At 68.9% G+C, this 13,936-nt stretch carries 14 protein-coding genes and 1 tRNA gene; 8 read left to right on the forward strand and 7 right to left on the reverse strand.

The genetic code is table 11. The annotated features are described in order from the left end of the window. Positions 1–21 precede the first annotated feature (21 nt). Entirely contained in the window at positions 22–756 is a 735-nt protein-coding gene (locus tag OIM94_RS13475; RefSeq protein ID WP_264607226.1) for an SDR family NAD(P)-dependent oxidoreductase, read from the forward strand. 37 nt (positions 757–793) lie between these two features. After that, complete coding sequence (locus OIM94_RS13480) at positions 794–2,053, forward strand: DUF445 domain-containing protein (protein ID WP_264607227.1); 1,260 nt, start codon at positions 794–796, stop codon at positions 2,051–2,053. Positions 2,054–2,100: 47 nt separating this feature from the next. On the opposite strand, the gene OIM94_RS13485 is transcribed toward OIM94_RS13480, so the two are convergent. The 3 genes from OIM94_RS13485 to OIM94_RS13495 all read right to left on the reverse strand — a co-directional run bounded on the left by OIM94_RS13485 (position 2,101) and on the right by OIM94_RS13495 (position 3,798). Beyond that, the gene (locus tag OIM94_RS13485; RefSeq protein ID WP_264607228.1) at positions 2,101–2,328 is read right to left on the reverse strand and encodes a hypothetical protein; all 228 of its coding nucleotides are present in this window, start codon (positions 2,326–2,328) and stop codon (positions 2,101–2,103) included. 32 nt (positions 2,329–2,360) lie between these two features. Next, positions 2,361–3,353 (reverse strand): SDR family oxidoreductase, encoded by a 993-nt coding sequence (locus OIM94_RS13490; protein ID WP_264607229.1) that lies wholly within the window; start codon positions 3,351–3,353, stop codon positions 2,361–2,363. Between the two features lie 100 nt (positions 3,354–3,453). Continuing rightward, the gene (locus tag OIM94_RS13495; protein ID WP_264607230.1) at positions 3,454–3,798 is read right to left on the reverse strand and encodes an L-rhamnose mutarotase; all 345 of its coding nucleotides are present in this window, start codon (positions 3,796–3,798) and stop codon (positions 3,454–3,456) included. Positions 3,799–3,927: 129 nt separating this feature from the next. Here OIM94_RS13495 and OIM94_RS13500 point away from each other — a divergent pair, with 129 nt between their 5' ends. Beyond that, entirely contained in the window at positions 3,928–4,962 is a 1,035-nt protein-coding gene (locus OIM94_RS13500) for a LacI family DNA-binding transcriptional regulator (protein WP_264607231.1), read from the forward strand. Here the strand turns inward: OIM94_RS13500 and OIM94_RS13505 are convergent. Both OIM94_RS13505 and OIM94_RS13510 read right to left on the reverse strand, forming a co-directional pair. Then, the gene (locus OIM94_RS13505; protein WP_264607232.1) at positions 4,959–6,263 is read right to left on the reverse strand and encodes a sensor histidine kinase; all 1,305 of its coding nucleotides are present in this window, start codon (positions 6,261–6,263) and stop codon (positions 4,959–4,961) included. The genes OIM94_RS13500 and OIM94_RS13505 overlap by 4 nt on opposite strands. Beyond that, complete coding sequence (locus tag OIM94_RS13510; RefSeq protein WP_264607233.1) at positions 6,260–6,922, reverse strand: response regulator transcription factor; 663 nt, start codon at positions 6,920–6,922, stop codon at positions 6,260–6,262. The genes OIM94_RS13505 and OIM94_RS13510 overlap by 4 nt, the downstream gene beginning before the upstream one ends. A gap of 111 nt (positions 6,923–7,033) precedes the next feature. Between OIM94_RS13510 and OIM94_RS13515 the strand changes: the two genes are divergently transcribed. Further along, positions 7,034–7,672: a hypothetical protein gene (locus tag OIM94_RS13515; protein WP_264607234.1), complete on the forward strand. Its 639-nt coding sequence runs from the start codon at positions 7,034–7,036 to the stop codon at positions 7,670–7,672. A gap of 38 nt (positions 7,673–7,710) precedes the next feature. Here OIM94_RS13515 and OIM94_RS13520 read toward each other — a convergent pair whose 3' ends face one another. Both OIM94_RS13520 and OIM94_RS13525 read right to left on the reverse strand, forming a co-directional pair. Continuing rightward, positions 7,711–9,336 carry an alpha-L-fucosidase gene (locus tag OIM94_RS13520; RefSeq protein WP_264607235.1) on the reverse strand — a complete coding sequence of 542 codons (1,626 nt, stop codon included), beginning with the start codon at positions 9,334–9,336 and terminating at the stop codon, positions 7,711–7,713. Positions 9,337–9,584: 248 nt separating this feature from the next. Next, positions 9,585–9,671, reverse strand: a tRNA-Leu gene (locus tag OIM94_RS13525). 144 nt (positions 9,672–9,815) lie between these two features. Between OIM94_RS13525 and OIM94_RS13530 the strand changes: the two genes are divergently transcribed. From OIM94_RS13530 to OIM94_RS13545, 4 genes are all read left to right on the forward strand, one after another. Then, the gene (locus tag OIM94_RS13530) at positions 9,816–10,751 is read left to right on the forward strand and encodes a complex I NDUFA9 subunit family protein (RefSeq protein WP_264607236.1); all 936 of its coding nucleotides are present in this window, start codon (positions 9,816–9,818) and stop codon (positions 10,749–10,751) included. A 67-nt stretch (positions 10,752–10,818) separates the two neighbouring features. Further along, on the forward strand, positions 10,819–11,625 hold the full coding sequence (locus OIM94_RS13535) for an undecaprenyl-diphosphate phosphatase (protein WP_264607237.1): 807 nt from the start codon (positions 10,819–10,821) through the stop codon (positions 11,623–11,625). A gap of 122 nt (positions 11,626–11,747) precedes the next feature. After that, on the forward strand, positions 11,748–13,211 hold the full coding sequence (locus OIM94_RS13540) for an NAD(P)-dependent oxidoreductase (protein ID WP_264607238.1): 1,464 nt from the start codon (positions 11,748–11,750) through the stop codon (positions 13,209–13,211). Further along, positions 13,208–13,903 (forward strand): DUF2059 domain-containing protein, encoded by a 696-nt coding sequence (locus OIM94_RS13545; protein WP_264607239.1) that lies wholly within the window; start codon positions 13,208–13,210, stop codon positions 13,901–13,903. The genes OIM94_RS13540 and OIM94_RS13545 overlap by 4 nt, the downstream gene beginning before the upstream one ends. Positions 13,904–13,936: the final 33 nt, after the last annotated feature.

The following is a 13,936-nucleotide window of genomic DNA, read 5'->3' on the forward strand; positions in this document are numbered from 1 at the left end:
GGTTTAACCGCAGGAGTTACCATGCCTACCGTACTCATCACCGGCGCCACCGCCGGGATCGGCGAAGCTTCGGTCCGCGCCTTTGCCGATGCTGGCTGGCATGTCGTCGCAACCGGCCGCCGTGCCGATCGGCTGGAGATGCTTGCCGGCGAGCGCGTCCACACCCTCGCCTTCGACATTCGCGACGAAGCCGCCCGCGACGAAGCGCTCGCCACCCTGCCGGCGCCCTTTTCCGAGATCGACCTGCTGATCAACAATGCCGGCCTCGCGCTCGGGCTGGAGCCTGCGTTCAAGGCCTCGCTCGACAACTGGCGCACGATGATCGACACCAACGTGACCGCGCTGGTCTCGATCACCCACAAGCTGCTGCCGGGCCTGGTCGCGCGCAAGGGCGGGATCATCAACCTGTCATCGGTGGCTGCGACCTATCCCTATCCGGGCGGCAATGTGTACGGCGCGACCAAGGCGTTCGTCCGCCAGTTCACCCTCAACCTGCGCGCCGACCTGATCGGCACCGGCGTGCGCGTCACCTCGATCGAGCCGGGCATGGTCGAGACCGAGTTCACGCTGGTCCGATCGGGCAGTCAGGAATTCTCGGACCAGGTGTACAAGGGCGTGAACCCGATGACCGCGGAGGACATTGCCGAGACGATGCTGTGGGTAGCGACGCTGCCGCCGCACTTCGCGGTCAACACGCTGGAGCTGATGCCGGTGAACCAGGGGAACGGCCCGTTCGCGGTCCACCGCGAAGGCTGAGCGGAGCGGACGGGGCATTCGCGGCGTTGCACCTGCCATGAGCCTTACCCCCCGCCTTCGGACCGATCCCCCGCCCGCCGGCCTGCGCCGGATGCGGATGGTAGCCACCGGCCTGCTGCTGGCGATGGCCGCGCTGTTTCTGATCGCGCGCCATTTCCAGGAGTTGCACCCGGCGCTGCCCTTTGTGCGCGCCTTCGCCGAGGCGGCGATGGTGGGCGGGCTGGCCGACTGGTTCGCGGTGACCGCGCTGTTCCGCCACCCGCTGCACCTGCCGATCCCGCACACCGCGATCATTCCGCGCAACAAGGATCGCATCGCCGAGACGCTCGGCCAGTTTCTCCGTGCCAATTTCCTGATTCCGCGCGTGGTGGCGCGGCGGATGCAGCGGCTGGACGTGGCCGGCGCGGCGGGGCGCTGGCTGACGGCACCATCGCACGGCACAGGCCGTATCGGCGCAGGCGCGTCGCGGCTGGCGGCGAACATCCTCGAATCACTCGATCAGGAGCGGCTGGGCGGCATGGCCAAGGGCGCGATTGCCGGCCGGCTACGGGCGATCGACGTCGCCCCGTTGTTCGGCCAGGCGCTGGCTGCAGCGATCGCCAATGGCCGGCATCTGCCGCTGCTCGATTCGATGATTCGCGGCGCCGCGCGGATCCTCGAGGCGAACGAGCATATGATCCGCGAGATGGTGCACGCCCGGGCAGGGTCCGTGATGCGCTGGACGGGGCTGGACGAAACGCTCGCCACCAAGATCATCGAGGGGCTGAAGAAGCTGATCGACGAGATGGCGGAGAACCCCGACCATGCGGTCCGCGCCAAGATCGAAGAGGGGTTGGAGAGCCTCGCCGATCGCCTGCAGCACGATCCCGAACTGCAGGCGCGCGTGGAAAGCTTCAAGCTGGAGATGCTGGAGAATCAGGGTTTCCAGCGCTGGATCGACGGGCTGTGGGAGCAGAGCCGCGCCGCGATGCTGCGGCTGGCGCGCGATCCCGAGCGGGCACTGGGCGGCCGCATGGGCGAGGCGCTGCGCCAGTTCGGCGGGACGCTGCAGACCGATGCAAGGCTTGCACGCACGATCAATCGCTTCGTTCGGCGCGCAGCGGTCGGTGCTGCGTCGGACTATGGTGACGGCATCGTCCGGCTGGTGTCCGACACCATCCGTGGCTGGGATGCGCAGACGGTTACCTCGCGGCTGGAGAATGCCGTGGGCCGCGACCTGCAATATATCCGAATCAACGGCACGGTGGTCGGCGGGCTGGTGGGCGTGGCGATCCACGCCGTGGATGTGTTGCTGTAACTAATCGCGATCGCCCCTCCCCCGCGATGACCGCTGAACGGCTCGGTTCAGGAAGGATGCGCCTCTGCCTCGCCTTCCGGGTCCGCCGATGGGCAGGCATCGCGAAAGCCTTCCACTTCCACGAACGGGTCTTCCTCGCCGGTCAGCGGGATGCCGTCGACATCGGTGCCGGCAAGCGCATCCACCTGGCCTTCGCGCGGGAGGCGATGTTGCGCATCGACCTGGTGTGCACGGCGCTCGGTCTCGGTGCGGTCGCTCGGGGAGGTGGCGGTCATGCGTATTCCTTTCGATCCGGGATCGGACGGTATCATGCCGTGCGGCGCCGGTGTAGCAGCGCCGCACCGGCGAGCGTCGCCACCAGGCCGCCGGCGACCAGCAGCGGCAGCCGGCGTGATAGCGGCTTGCGATAACCGCCGTCGATGGCGGGGCGGTCCTGCGGCGGCTGGAACAGGTTGCCGGCGGTGACCGGCGCGGCCGCCGCCGCGGCGAAATAGCCCTCGAACCAGCGATCGACGAGCTTCAGGCTCAGCGTCGGTGCCAGCGCGTGGACGATGCGGACGCCCCAGTTCTGCGCACCGACCAGCGTCGTCGCGCGAGGATGGTCGGCCAGTCGCACGACCGCTTCGGCGACGCGCCGCGGGTCGAGCATCGGCGTCGGCGGATGCAGTGCCCTGCCGGTATAATTGGCGGCGTGATCGAGCGCCGGCGTATCGACCAGCGCCGGATAGACGTCGCAGATGTGGATGCGCGGATGCGCCGCCATTTCCGCGCGCAGCGCCTCCGACAGGCCGCGCAACCCGAACTTGCTGGCCGAATAGGCGGCAGCAAGCGGCGCGGCGGCAAAGCCCACCATCGAGATCATGTTGACGAACACGCCATGGCCTTGCCGCAGGAAGATCGGCAGCGCGGCATGCGCCTCGTGGAGATGGCCGATCAGGTTGGTTTGCAGCACCTGAACATGTGCCTCGACCGGCACGTCCTCGAAGCGCCCGACTGCCCCGACCCCGACATTGGCGAACCAGAGGTCGATCGTCCCGCTAAAGGTCCGGGCGGCGTTGGCCAGGGCCTCCACCGCCGCTGCGTCGCCGATATCGGTAGGGACGATACGGACGCGCGCCCCGCGACCGCGCAATGTCTCGGCCAGGGCGTTAAGCGCTTCGGCGTCGCGGCTGGCGAGTACCAACTGCCAGCCCAGTGCCGCGAACCGCTCGGCGGTGGCCCGGCCGATCCCGCTCGAGGCGCCGCTGATCACGGCCACGCGTGATCGCCCGTCTCCAGCTTGCTCCGTGTCGTTGCGCATCCCGCACTCCTGTCCTGCGCCCGGTACGGGGCAACGAGACAACCGGCCCGTGCGGTGCTGGTTGCAAGTCGTTCAAAACATTGAGGCGAGCGCTAGTGGCTCAGGGTTGATCCGCGAGCGCGAAAATCTGTTCGGTCGGCACCCACTTCACGCCCGGCTCGGCAAAGCCGAGGCGGCGCTGGAAGCCGTCCATCAGCGTCTCCCATGCCTGCACATCGGGGTCGGTCGCATCGCGCTGACGCTTGGCCTCCGGATCGAAGGCGGGTCCGGTCTCCATGACCATCACCAGACGATCGCCCGTGTGCCAGATCTCCATCGACTCGATCCCGGCGTCGCGGATCGATCGGATCACCGCCGCGGGCGGGCCGCCCGGCCGGTGCCAGTGGCGATAGGCGGCGATCGCCTCCGGATCGTCGTTCAGGTCGAGCAGCAGGATGTGGCGCATCAACAGGGCTCCGTGGCGGGGGGACCTGCATAGCCGCCAGCCCCGGCGGAGCAAGCAGCGCATCGCCGCTTCCCGGATTCATCCCCATCGCGTACGTGCTGTCGGTTTGCAGAGCGGGAGAAACGAGGCGTGGCAAAGGCGGGGCGGCCGGTGCAGGGGGCAACGGTGATCGACGTCGCGGCGCGCGCAGGCGTGTCGGCGATGACCGTGTCCCGCGTGATCAACGGCCGCAGCGGCGTGAGCCCGGCGACGCGAGAGGCGGTGGAGCGCGCGATCGCGGAGCTCAGCTATGTTCCCAATGTCGCCGCGCGCAGCCTGGTCACGTCGGCGGAGCTGCGGATCGGCGTCGTCTATTCCAACCCCAGCGCTGCCTTCATGAGCGAATTGCTGACCGGGGTGTTCGAGGAGGCCTCTACCCGCGGCGCCCGGCTCGTGCTGTTGAAGGGAGAGGGCGGGCGGGCTCCGTCCGCCGACGCGCTTGCGCGATTTGCCGCATCGGGGCTTTCGGGCGTGCTGCTCGCGCCGCCGCTGGGTGAGGCACCGGCGGTGCTGCAGGCGCTGCGCGGACTGAACGTCCCGATCGCCGCGATCGCCGCGCACCACGTGCCCGGCGCCACCTGCGTGCGGATCGATGACCGCCGTGCCGCTTATGAGATGACCCGTCATCTGCTCGACCAGGGGCATCGCCGGCTCGGCTTCGTGCTCGGCAATCCGAACCAGGCAGCAAGCTTGGAGCGACGCGCCGGGCTCGAAGATGCGCTGCGCGAGACGCGGGATGCGACAGTGCAGATCGCCCAGGGCGATTTCAGCTATGTCTCCGGACTGGCCGCGGGCGAGCAACTGCTCGACGGGCCGACGCCGCCGACCGCAATCTTCGCCAGTAACGACGACATGGCCGCCGCGATCGTATCGGTCGCGCATCGTCGCCAGCTCGACGTGCCGCGCCAGCTGACCGTGGTGGGCTTCGACGACACCACGGCGGCGGTGACGCTGTGGCCTCCGCTCACCACCATCCATCAGCCCGTCCGCCGTCTTGCCGCCGAGGCGCTGGCGCTGGTCGCGGACGAGGCGCGTGCCGTTTCTGGCCGCATCCCGGCGCCGCGCGACCGGGTCCTCGATTATGCGCTGGTGGCTCGCAGCTCCACCGCCGCCCCGCCCGCCTAGGCGCCGCCGCCCGGGCAGTGCAGCGCCACGCTGAGCCCGCCCATCGCGCTTTCGCCGAGCGACATGCGCCCGCCATAGAGCGCGATCAGGTCGCGCACGATCGCAAGGCCGAAGCCGTCGCCCGCCGGTCCCTCGTCGAGCCGGACGCCGGGCTGCAGCACCTGCTCGCGGCGGTCCGCCGGGATGCCGTGGCCGTCATCCTCGATCGTCACCTGCACCTCGCCCGGCGCGGCATATGCGGCGGTTACCCGGACCGTGGTGCGCGCATGGCGCGCGGCATTGTCGAGCAAGTTGCCCAGCATCTCGGCGAGATCCTGCGCATCGATGGCGACGCGGATATCGTCCGGTACGATACGGTGCGTGGCGATGGCCGGGCGCAGCCGCCCGATCACGTCCGCCACATCGGCCGCGATACCGGCGACGGGGGTGCTGGCGCGCCGGTTCACCGCGGCGGCGCGCGCGCGCGCCAGCGTGTGCCGGATCACGCCTTCGATGCGGTGGACCTGTGCTTCCTCCGGGCTGCCCGGGGTGACGGTGAGCGCCAGCGTCGCCACCGGCGTCTTCAGCGCATGGGCAAGGTTGGCGGCCGACTGGCGGGCGGCGGCCAGCGTGGCGGCATTGGCGGCGGCGAGCGCATTGAGCTCGTCGGCAAGCGGCTGCAGCTCTTGCGGTTGGGCCTCCTCGACCGTCGCGCGCGCGCCGCGGCGCAGCTCCGCGATCTGTCCGACCAGCGCAGCAAGGGGCCGCAGGGCGAAGCGCAGCTGGAGCCAGGCGGACAGTGCGAAGATCACCGCCAGCAACAGGATCACGGTGGCGAGCGGCACCAGCGCGTCGCGAACCGGCTGGCCGATCACGCGGCCGGGTGCGGCAGCGGTCAGCGTCACCGGACCGGCCGCGCTCTCGAGCACGAGGCGGCGGGCGTGGACATGGCCCCTGCGATCCTCGCCATCGAGCGGGACGGGGGGCAGGGCGTCCGCGCCCGGGGGCAGCGGCAATCGTGCGCGGAGCTCCGGAAAGTCACTCGAGCCGATCGTTCCCGCGGGCCCCGCGATCCGCCAGCGCCAGCCGGGCCCGGCGGCCAGACTTCCCTGCAGCGCAGACAAGCGCTTGCGATCGACGCTGCCGTCGTCGCGCACCACGCTCGCCAGTACGGCCAGCTGCGAATCGAGGCGCTGGTCGATGCCGCCGGTCACCACCCGGCCGAGCACGCCCGCCATCGTCCAACCGGCGAGCGCCAGCGCGGCGAGCGTCGCCAGCACCGACAGCAGCAGCATCCGGAGGCGGAGCGAGCGGCGGCTCATGCCGGGCAGGTCAGGCGGTAGCCGCGGCCGCGCACCGTTTCGATCCGCTCGGCACCGATCTTGCGCCGGAGCCGGCCGATGATGACCTCGAGGCTGTTCGAATCGACATCCGCATCGCCCTCGTAGACGCGCTCCAGCAATTCCAGCCGCTCGATCACCACCTCGCGGCGCAGGATCAGCTGGGAGAGCACGCGCCATTCGAACGCGGTGAGCTTGAGCGGCAGCCCGTCCAGCTCGAACTGGCCGGTCTGGCTTTCGAAGGCGAGCGGGCCGCAGGTAATCCGCGTCTGGGCATGCCCGGCGGCGCGGCGGACCAGCGCCCGCAGCCGCATCATCAGCTCCTCGACGCGGAACGGCTTGGTCAGATAATCGTCGGCGCCCGCCTTGAACGCGGTCACCTTGTCCGCCCAGGCTTCGCGCGCGGTGAGCACGAGCACGGGCAGGGTGCGTCCGGCCGCCCGCCACGCGGCTAGGATCTCCGCGCCCGTCCGGCCCGGGAGCCCCAGGTCCAGCACGGCCGCGTCATAGGCTTCGGTCTCGCCCAGATGCTGGCCGTCGATGCCGTCGGCCGCGAGATCGACCGCGCAATGTTCCGCCCGCAGCGCCCGCGCGATGGCGGGGCCGAGATCGGGATCGTCTTCTACCAGCAGGATCCGCATCGTCCTCGCCTAGCTCCCGGGCTTAAACCCAATCTGAACCGCCAAGTTCAGCGCGGGTCGGGAGCGACTCGGTAGAACGGCCCCATCGAAGACCCAAGAGGAGTTGATGGAATGACCGATCTGAAAACCAGGTTGTCGCCGCGGAACCGCATTGCGCTGGGCGGTGCCGTGCTGCTGGCGCTGGGCGCCGTGGGCGGTGCCGGCGCGGTGCAGCTCACCCGGCCGCCGGTGGAAATGGCACCGACCGTGCCGACGGCGGCCGCCAGGCTTTCGCAGACCAGCGGCATCGTGACGGTGAAGGGCCGCGTGGCCGAACGCTACGGCGATCGCTTCGTGCTGCAGGACAGCTCGGGACGCACGCTGGTCGATGTCGGCCCCGACGGTGGCGACGTGGCGAGCGGCAGCACGGTGACGGCGCAGGGCCGGTTCATCGACGGCCAGCTTCATGCCTCCTTCCTGATCGACGGGCAGGGCAATGTTCGTGCGGTGGGCGGTCCACCGCACGGCCCGCAGGATCGCCGCGGTCCGCCGCCGCCCCCGCCGGGTGGCCCGGGCGCACCGCCGCCTCCGCCGCCGGGTGCCGGTGCTCCGCCGCCCCCGCCGCCGGGCGCCGTGCCGCCGCCGGATGGGGCGGGCGCAGCACCGGTCCCTGCTGGCGTCCCCGCCGCCGCGGCAGCGACAGCGCCGGCAGCCGGTGCGGCCGTTCCGCCGCCGGCGGTGCCGGCAGCCACTGCAACATCGCGCCGCTGAGTTCGTACGGCCTCCGCACCTGCATGGTGCGGGGGCCGCTATGCAAGCTGGTCCCCCTCCACGATCAGCGCGACGCCGATTGCATTGCGATGCGCATCGGGCAGCGTCACGCGCAGCCCCTCCGGACCGGTCCGGAAGGCCAGGGGCGCGCGCGAGCCGGGTAGGGTAACGCGGCGGACCGTGCCCCGCCGGGCAAGGGCCGGCAGCGTCGCCACGCCGTCCTCGGGCCAGCCCAGCACCAGCGCATGCACCGCATCGCCCTTGCGCACATAGCGGATGTCACGCGCGGTATAGGGAGACTCCTTCGATCCTTCGTTGAAGTCGCCGCTCTTCGGGCGCGTCGGGCCTTCGCCGAACAGCCGCCACGGCCGCGTGCCGTAGATCGCCGTGCCATATCGGTGCATCCACGCGGCAATGCCCTCGACGATCGCCTCTTCCTTCTCGTCGATCGAGCCGTCGCCGCGGATCGGCACGGAGAGCATCAGATTGCCGTTCTTCGACACCACGTCGCAGAGCGTGTGGAGCACCTTGGCCGGCGTCTTGTAGCCGTCGCGTTCGTAGAGGTCGCGGTCATAGTGCCAGTTGCCGATGCAGGTGTCGGTCTGGAACGGATAAGGCTGGATATCGTCGTGCACGCCGCGCTCGACATCGTCGACAATGCCCGCGCGACGCTCAACGGGCGTGCCCTTGGCGGTCACCACCGCCTCGTTGCGCCCGCCATGCCAGTGCATCGACTGGTTGTAGAAATGGGCGGTGATGTCGAGCCCGGCCTGTCCCAGCGGCAGGGTGAAATTGTCGAAATAGACCATGTCCGGCCGGTACTGGTCGATCAGGTCCTGGCAGCGCGCGGCCCAGTGGCGGGTGAACCACGGATTGGCCGCGGGCGCAGCCTCGTCCCACACCCGGTCATGCTTCTCATGCCAGGCATTGGCATCCTTGATCGTGGTCAGGCCGTCCGGCATCGGCATCACCGAGCCGGTGTAGAGCTGCTGCGGATCGAGCCCGTTCCACCAGCGGCCGCCGCCATCCGCCTTGGTCAGCCGTGCGGCGTCGTAGCGCGTGCCGGCCAGCGGCCCTTCCGGATCATAGCCATAGGCGGGCTGGTACCAGTGCCAGCTGTGCGCGGAATGGTTGGAAACGCCGAAGCGCATGCCTTTCGCCCGCGCGAGCTTCGCCCAGCGGCCGACAATGTCCTGCCGCGGCCCGATGCGGGTGGCGTTCCAGCCATGATGGCGCGAGGCGTAGCAGTCGAAATTGTCGTGATGGTTGGCCAGTGCCATGAAGTATCTGGCGCCGGCGCGGTGATAGAGTTCGATCAGCCGCTCGGGATCCCATTTGGCGGCGGTCCAGCGCGGATACATTTCCAGGAAGCCGGTGCGCGACGGGTGCCCGTAGGTGGCGAGGTGATGCTTGTACGCGCGCGAACCCTGCAGGTACATTTCGCGCGCATACCAGTCACCCGCCTCGGGCACGCATTGTGCCGACCAGTGCGCCCAGATGCCGAACTTGGCGTCGCGAAACCAGTCGGGCGCGCGGTAGCCCCGGACCAATGACTCCCAATCCCCGGTGAAGGCCCCCGGCGCCCGAGCCGCGTGCACGCCGCTGGTAAGGGAAGCGGCGCCGAGGCCGGTGGCAGACAGCAGCGATCGACGATCGAGATGCATGGACTCTCTCCTGACGCCGGCCGTTGTTCGGCCTGGTCGCACAAAGGCTAGAGCCGTGCTGCTATTTCGCAAGTGCTTCCGCACTTTTACAGGCGATATCGATCACCCGGTGCCGACGGGCGCAGGTCCACCACATGCAGCATGGGGGCCGCCCCAAGGCAAAACGCAACGAGGCGCTGCCAGTCAGAGACCGGAGCGCCAAGTCGTTGATAACGTGATTTTGGCCTTTCCCCCATGAAAGAGGGAAGTGGTGCCCAGAAGAGGACTCGAACCTCCACGACCTTGCGATCGCCAGCACCTGAAGCTGGTGCGTCTACCAATTCCGCCATCTGGGCACGGGGTAGGCCGGCGCCTCTAGTGGAGGTTTGCGGGAGGTGTCAAACACTTTTTGCGAAAAATATTGGACTTCGCGCGCCGCTTGCCGTTTAGCCGTCCGCACGGCATTGGGGCCGCACGTACGCGAGGCAAAGAGGCGCAAGATGAAGGATCGGCTGGTAACCCTGATCGGCGGTGGTGGCTTTCTGGGCCGCTACGTGGCGCAGGAGCTGCTCGCCGCCGGCGCGCGCGTCCGCGTCGTCGAGCGCAAGCCCCGCGACGCCTGGTTCCTCAAGACCCAGGGCAATCTGGGCCAGACCCAGCTTGTCGTCGGCGACATCACCAAGCCCGAGACGCTCGCCCGCGCATTGCAGGGCAGCGACGCGGTGGTGAACTTCGTCGGCATCCTTTCGGGTGATTTCGACAAGGTGCATGTCGAAGGCGCGCGCAACGTCGCCGAAGCGGCGAAGGCCGCTGGCGCTTCCGCGTTGGTGCACATCTCGGCGCTCGGTGCCGATGCCGCTTCCCCGTCCGCCTATGGCCGCAGCAAGGCGGCCGGCGAGCAGGCCGTGCTCGCGGCGTTCCCGGGTGCGACGATCCTGCGTCCGTCGATCGTGTTCGGCCGCGAGGATGCGTTCGTGAACCGCTTTGCCGGCATGATCGCCGGCGCGCCGTTGAACATCGTGCCGGTCGTGCGCGGCGAAACGCGGTTCCAGCCGGTGTTCGTGGTGGACGTCGCCCAGGCGATCACCGCGGCGCTTGCCGATCCGGCTGCGCATGGCGGCAAGACCTATGCACTGGGCGGTCCCGACGTGCTGAGCATGAGCGCGCTGCTGCGCTGGATCGCCGGTGCGATCGGCCGCGCACCGCATCTGGTGGAACTGCCCGATTCGATCAGTGGACTGATCGCGTCGCTGCCCGGCACGCCGATCACCCGCGATCAGTTCGCGATGCTGCAGGCCGACAATGTGGTGCCGGCGGGGGACGAAGGCCTTGCCGCACTGGGCGTGACGCCGACGCCGCTGGCGACGGTGGCGCCGAGCTGGCTGGTGCGCTTCCGCCAGGCCGGCCGGTTCAGCCGCTTCCGCACCGCCGCCTGATCCCGATCTTCCGGCCAGGCGGTGCCTTGCAGGGGCCGCATGGCGCTACCCTGCAAGGAGCTTTCCCATGACCACGCTGCTGGTGGCGATCCTGCTCGGCATCGTCGAAGGCGTTACCGAGTTCCTGCCGGTCTCCTCGACCGGGCACCTGATCCTTGCCAGCGAGTTGATGGGCTATGATTCGGCGCGCTGGGCGATGTTCAACGTCGTGATCCAGCTCGGCGCGATCCTGGCGGTGGTGGTCCTGTACTGGCGCACCTTCTGGGCGGTGACGGAGGGGTTGCTGAAGCTGAACCCGGTATCGATCCGGTTCGTGCGCAACCTGCTGATCGCGTTCATCCCCGCGGCGGTCATCGGCCTGGTGCTGCACAAGCATATCGAGGCGCTGCTCGGTGCGCCCAAGGTGGTTGCCTGGGCGCTGATCGTCGGCGGCGTCGCGATCCTCGTGATCGAGCGGCTGGTCAAGTCGGCGACGATCCACGGCATCGCCGAGATTCCCGTAGTGCGCGTGATCGGCATCGGCTTCGTCCAGTGCCTGGCGATGGTGCCGGGCGTCAGCCGTTCGGGCGCGACGATCATGGGCGCGCTGTCGCTGGGTGTCGAGCGTCGAACGGCGGCCGAATTCAGCTTCTTCCTCGCGATCCCGACGATGCTGGGCGCAACCGCGCTGGAACTGCTTAAGAATCGCGAGATGCTGACGACGAGCGGTGTGGGCTGGGGCGAGATCGGCGTGGGCTTCGTCGTGGCGTTCGTGGTCGCGCTTGCCGTGATCAAGTGGTTCGTCGGTATCGTGAGCAAGCATGGCTTCACCCCCTTCGCCTATTATCGTATTGTTGCCGGAGTGGCGGCCCTAATTTGGCTTTCCATTCGTTAAGGCCGTATCGGCCATATATGGGGTGAAATTTTTCATCTCACCTGTAAAATCCGCCTTGATGGGGGTCTATAGGTAAGCATTGCTGTCTTTATTGGTTTGCCGCTCTCCTGTACGGGGGCGGCATGGCTGACGATCCAATGCTCAAATTCGTCGGACGCCCGCAGGCGTATCCGGCCAAGCGCCCCGCCCAGCTGCGCGCGGAAGACTTTCGCGAAATCGCGGAACGCTATGCGGTGCCCGACGCCGAATCGCAGGCGGGTCGCTGCAGCCAGTGCGGTGTGCCCTATTGTTCGGTCCACTGCCCGCTGCACAACCACATCCCCGACTGGCTGCGCCTGACCGCCGAGGGTCGGCTGCGCGAAGCCTATCAGCTGTCCAACAGCACCTCGACCATGCCCGAGATCTGCGGCCGCATCTGCCCGCAGGACCGGCTGTGCGAAGGCAATTGCGTGATCGAGTTCTCCGGCCACGGATCGGTGACGATCGGATCGGTCGAGAAGTTCATCACCGATACCGCCTGGGCCGAAGGCTGGGTGGAGCCGGTGCAGGTCGGCCGCGATCGCGGCCAGTCGGTCGGCATCATCGGTGCGGGGCCGGCAGGTCTTGCCGCCGCCGAATATCTGCGTGGCTATGGCTATGCGGTCCATGTCTATGATCGGTATGACCGGTCGGGCGGCCTGCTCACCTATGGCATCCCCGGCTTCAAGTTGGAGAAGGATGTGGTGATGCGGCGCGTCGACCGGCTGGAGCAGGCGGGCATCGTCTTCCACCGCAATTTCGAGGTCGGCCGCGACGCGACGATTGGCGAGCTGCGCCAGCGCCACGATTCGATCCTGGTCGCCACCGGCGTCTACAAGGCGCGCGGCATCAAGGCGCCGGGGGTCGGCGCCAAGGGCGTGGTAGATGCGCTCGACTATCTGACGGCTTCCAACCGCAAGAGCTTCGGCGACAATGTGCCCGCCTTCGAGGACGGCAGCCTCAATGCGCTGGGCAAGCATGTCGTGGTCGTCGGCGGCGGCGATACCGCGATGGACTGCGTGCGGACCGCGATCCGCCAGGGGGCGGCCTCGGTGAAGTGCCTGTATCGCCGCGACCGGGCCAACATGCCGGGATCGCAGCGCGAAGTCGCCAATGCCGAGGAAGAGGGCGTCGAATTCGTCTGGCTCTCCGCCCCGGAAGCTTTCGAGGGGACCGAGCAGGTGACAGGCGTGCGCGCCTCTAAGATGCGCCTCGGTGCGCCCGACGCCTCGGGCCGCCGCGCGCCGGAAGTCGATCCCGGTGGGGCGCTGCAGATGCCGGCGGATCTCGTCATCAAGGCGCTGGGCTTCGAGCCCGAGGATCTGCCCAAGCTGTTCGGCGCCGAGGAACTGGGCGTCACCCGCTGGGGTACGCTGCGCACCGATGGCAAGACGATGATGACCAGCCTGGAGGGTGTGTTCGCCGCGGGCGACATCGTCCGCGGCGCGAGCCTGGTCGTCTGGGCGATCCGCGACGGCCGCGACGTGGCCGCGCACATGCACGCCTGGATGAAGGCGCACGCCAAGGCATCGGCCGCCGAGGCAGCACGCGAGGAGAGCCTGGCATGAAGACGCTGTTTGCCGCCCTGCTGATCGCCGGTGCCGCGCCGACGCTCGCATTCGCCCAGACCGAGCCGGCTACCCGCGCGCCGCAGGCGGGCGACGCCGCACGGCTCGCCGGCCTGATCGTTCCCGAGGCGCAGATGCCGGCGCTGATCGCGATCGGCTTCCGCAAGGGTTTCGGCGACAGCCTGGCGGCCAATCCTGCGGGCAAGGCGATCTACGACGCCAATCCGGGGATGCAGGACTTCGTTGCGGAGCGCGTCTCCAAGGAGCTGGCGCGCTTTGCCGTCGCCGGTCTCCCCAGCCTGCGCGAGCAGCTGGCCGCCATCGTCCGCGACGAGCTGGAGCCGGACGAGATGGTCGACACGATCACCTTCTTCGAAAGTCCCACCGGCGTGAAGATGCGGGCGCGCGCCACCGCTGCGCTGGAGCAGCAGGGCGCAGCATCCGGCGAGGAAGGGCAGAAGCTTGCCGTACAGGCGGCGGTGTCCGACCTGACGGAAGCGGATTACCCCGCAATCACCGCGTTTGGTGCAAGCTCGGCGGCGAGGAAGATGCAGCTGGTCAACACCAGGATCATGCAGGCCAGCAAGACCTGGGGCGTTCAACTCGGCACCGACCATGCGGCGGAGCTGAAGAAGGCGCGGGAGGCGGCCGAGGCCGAATATTTGGCCACGGCAAAGGCAAAGGCAAAGTGAGACGGCCGCGCCGCTCCCCCCGGCCCGCGATCC

This window comes from Sphingomonas sp. R1, assembly GCF_025960285.1.
Classification (GTDB): Bacteria; Pseudomonadota; Alphaproteobacteria; order Sphingomonadales; family Sphingomonadaceae; genus Sphingomonas.

Excerpts from the sequence above, each read along its gene's own strand:
- OIM94_RS13520 (WP_264607235.1), bottom strand. The coding sequence starts at position 9,336 with ATGCATCTCGATCGTCGATCGCTGCTGTCTGCCACCGGCCTCGGCGCC.
- OIM94_RS13505 (WP_264607232.1), bottom strand. The coding sequence starts at position 6,263 with ATGAGCCGCCGCTCGCTCCGCCTCCGGATGCTGCTGCTGTCGGTGCTG.
- OIM94_RS13530 (WP_264607236.1), top strand. The coding sequence starts at position 9,816 with ATGAAGGATCGGCTGGTAACCCTGATCGGCGGTGGTGGCTTTCTGGGC.
- OIM94_RS13515 (WP_264607234.1), top strand. The coding sequence starts at position 7,034 with ATGACCGATCTGAAAACCAGGTTGTCGCCGCGGAACCGCATTGCGCTG.
- OIM94_RS13480 (WP_264607227.1), top strand. The coding sequence starts at position 794 with ATGAGCCTTACCCCCCGCCTTCGGACCGATCCCCCGCCCGCCGGCCTG.
- OIM94_RS13510 (WP_264607233.1), bottom strand. The coding sequence starts at position 6,922 with ATGCGGATCCTGCTGGTAGAAGACGATCCCGATCTCGGCCCCGCCATC.
- OIM94_RS13490 (WP_264607229.1), bottom strand. The coding sequence starts at position 3,353 with ATGCGCAACGACACGGAGCAAGCTGGAGACGGGCGATCACGCGTGGCC.
- OIM94_RS13475 (WP_264607226.1), top strand. The coding sequence starts at position 22 with ATGCCTACCGTACTCATCACCGGCGCCACCGCCGGGATCGGCGAAGCT.
- OIM94_RS13540 (WP_264607238.1), top strand. The coding sequence starts at position 11,748 with ATGGCTGACGATCCAATGCTCAAATTCGTCGGACGCCCGCAGGCGTAT.
- OIM94_RS13545 (WP_264607239.1), top strand. The coding sequence starts at position 13,208 with ATGAAGACGCTGTTTGCCGCCCTGCTGATCGCCGGTGCCGCGCCGACG.
- OIM94_RS13495 (WP_264607230.1), bottom strand. The coding sequence starts at position 3,798 with ATGCGCCACATCCTGCTGCTCGACCTGAACGACGATCCGGAGGCGATC.
- OIM94_RS13485 (WP_264607228.1), bottom strand. The coding sequence starts at position 2,328 with ATGACCGCCACCTCCCCGAGCGACCGCACCGAGACCGAGCGCCGTGCA.
- OIM94_RS13535 (WP_264607237.1), top strand. The coding sequence starts at position 10,819 with ATGACCACGCTGCTGGTGGCGATCCTGCTCGGCATCGTCGAAGGCGTT.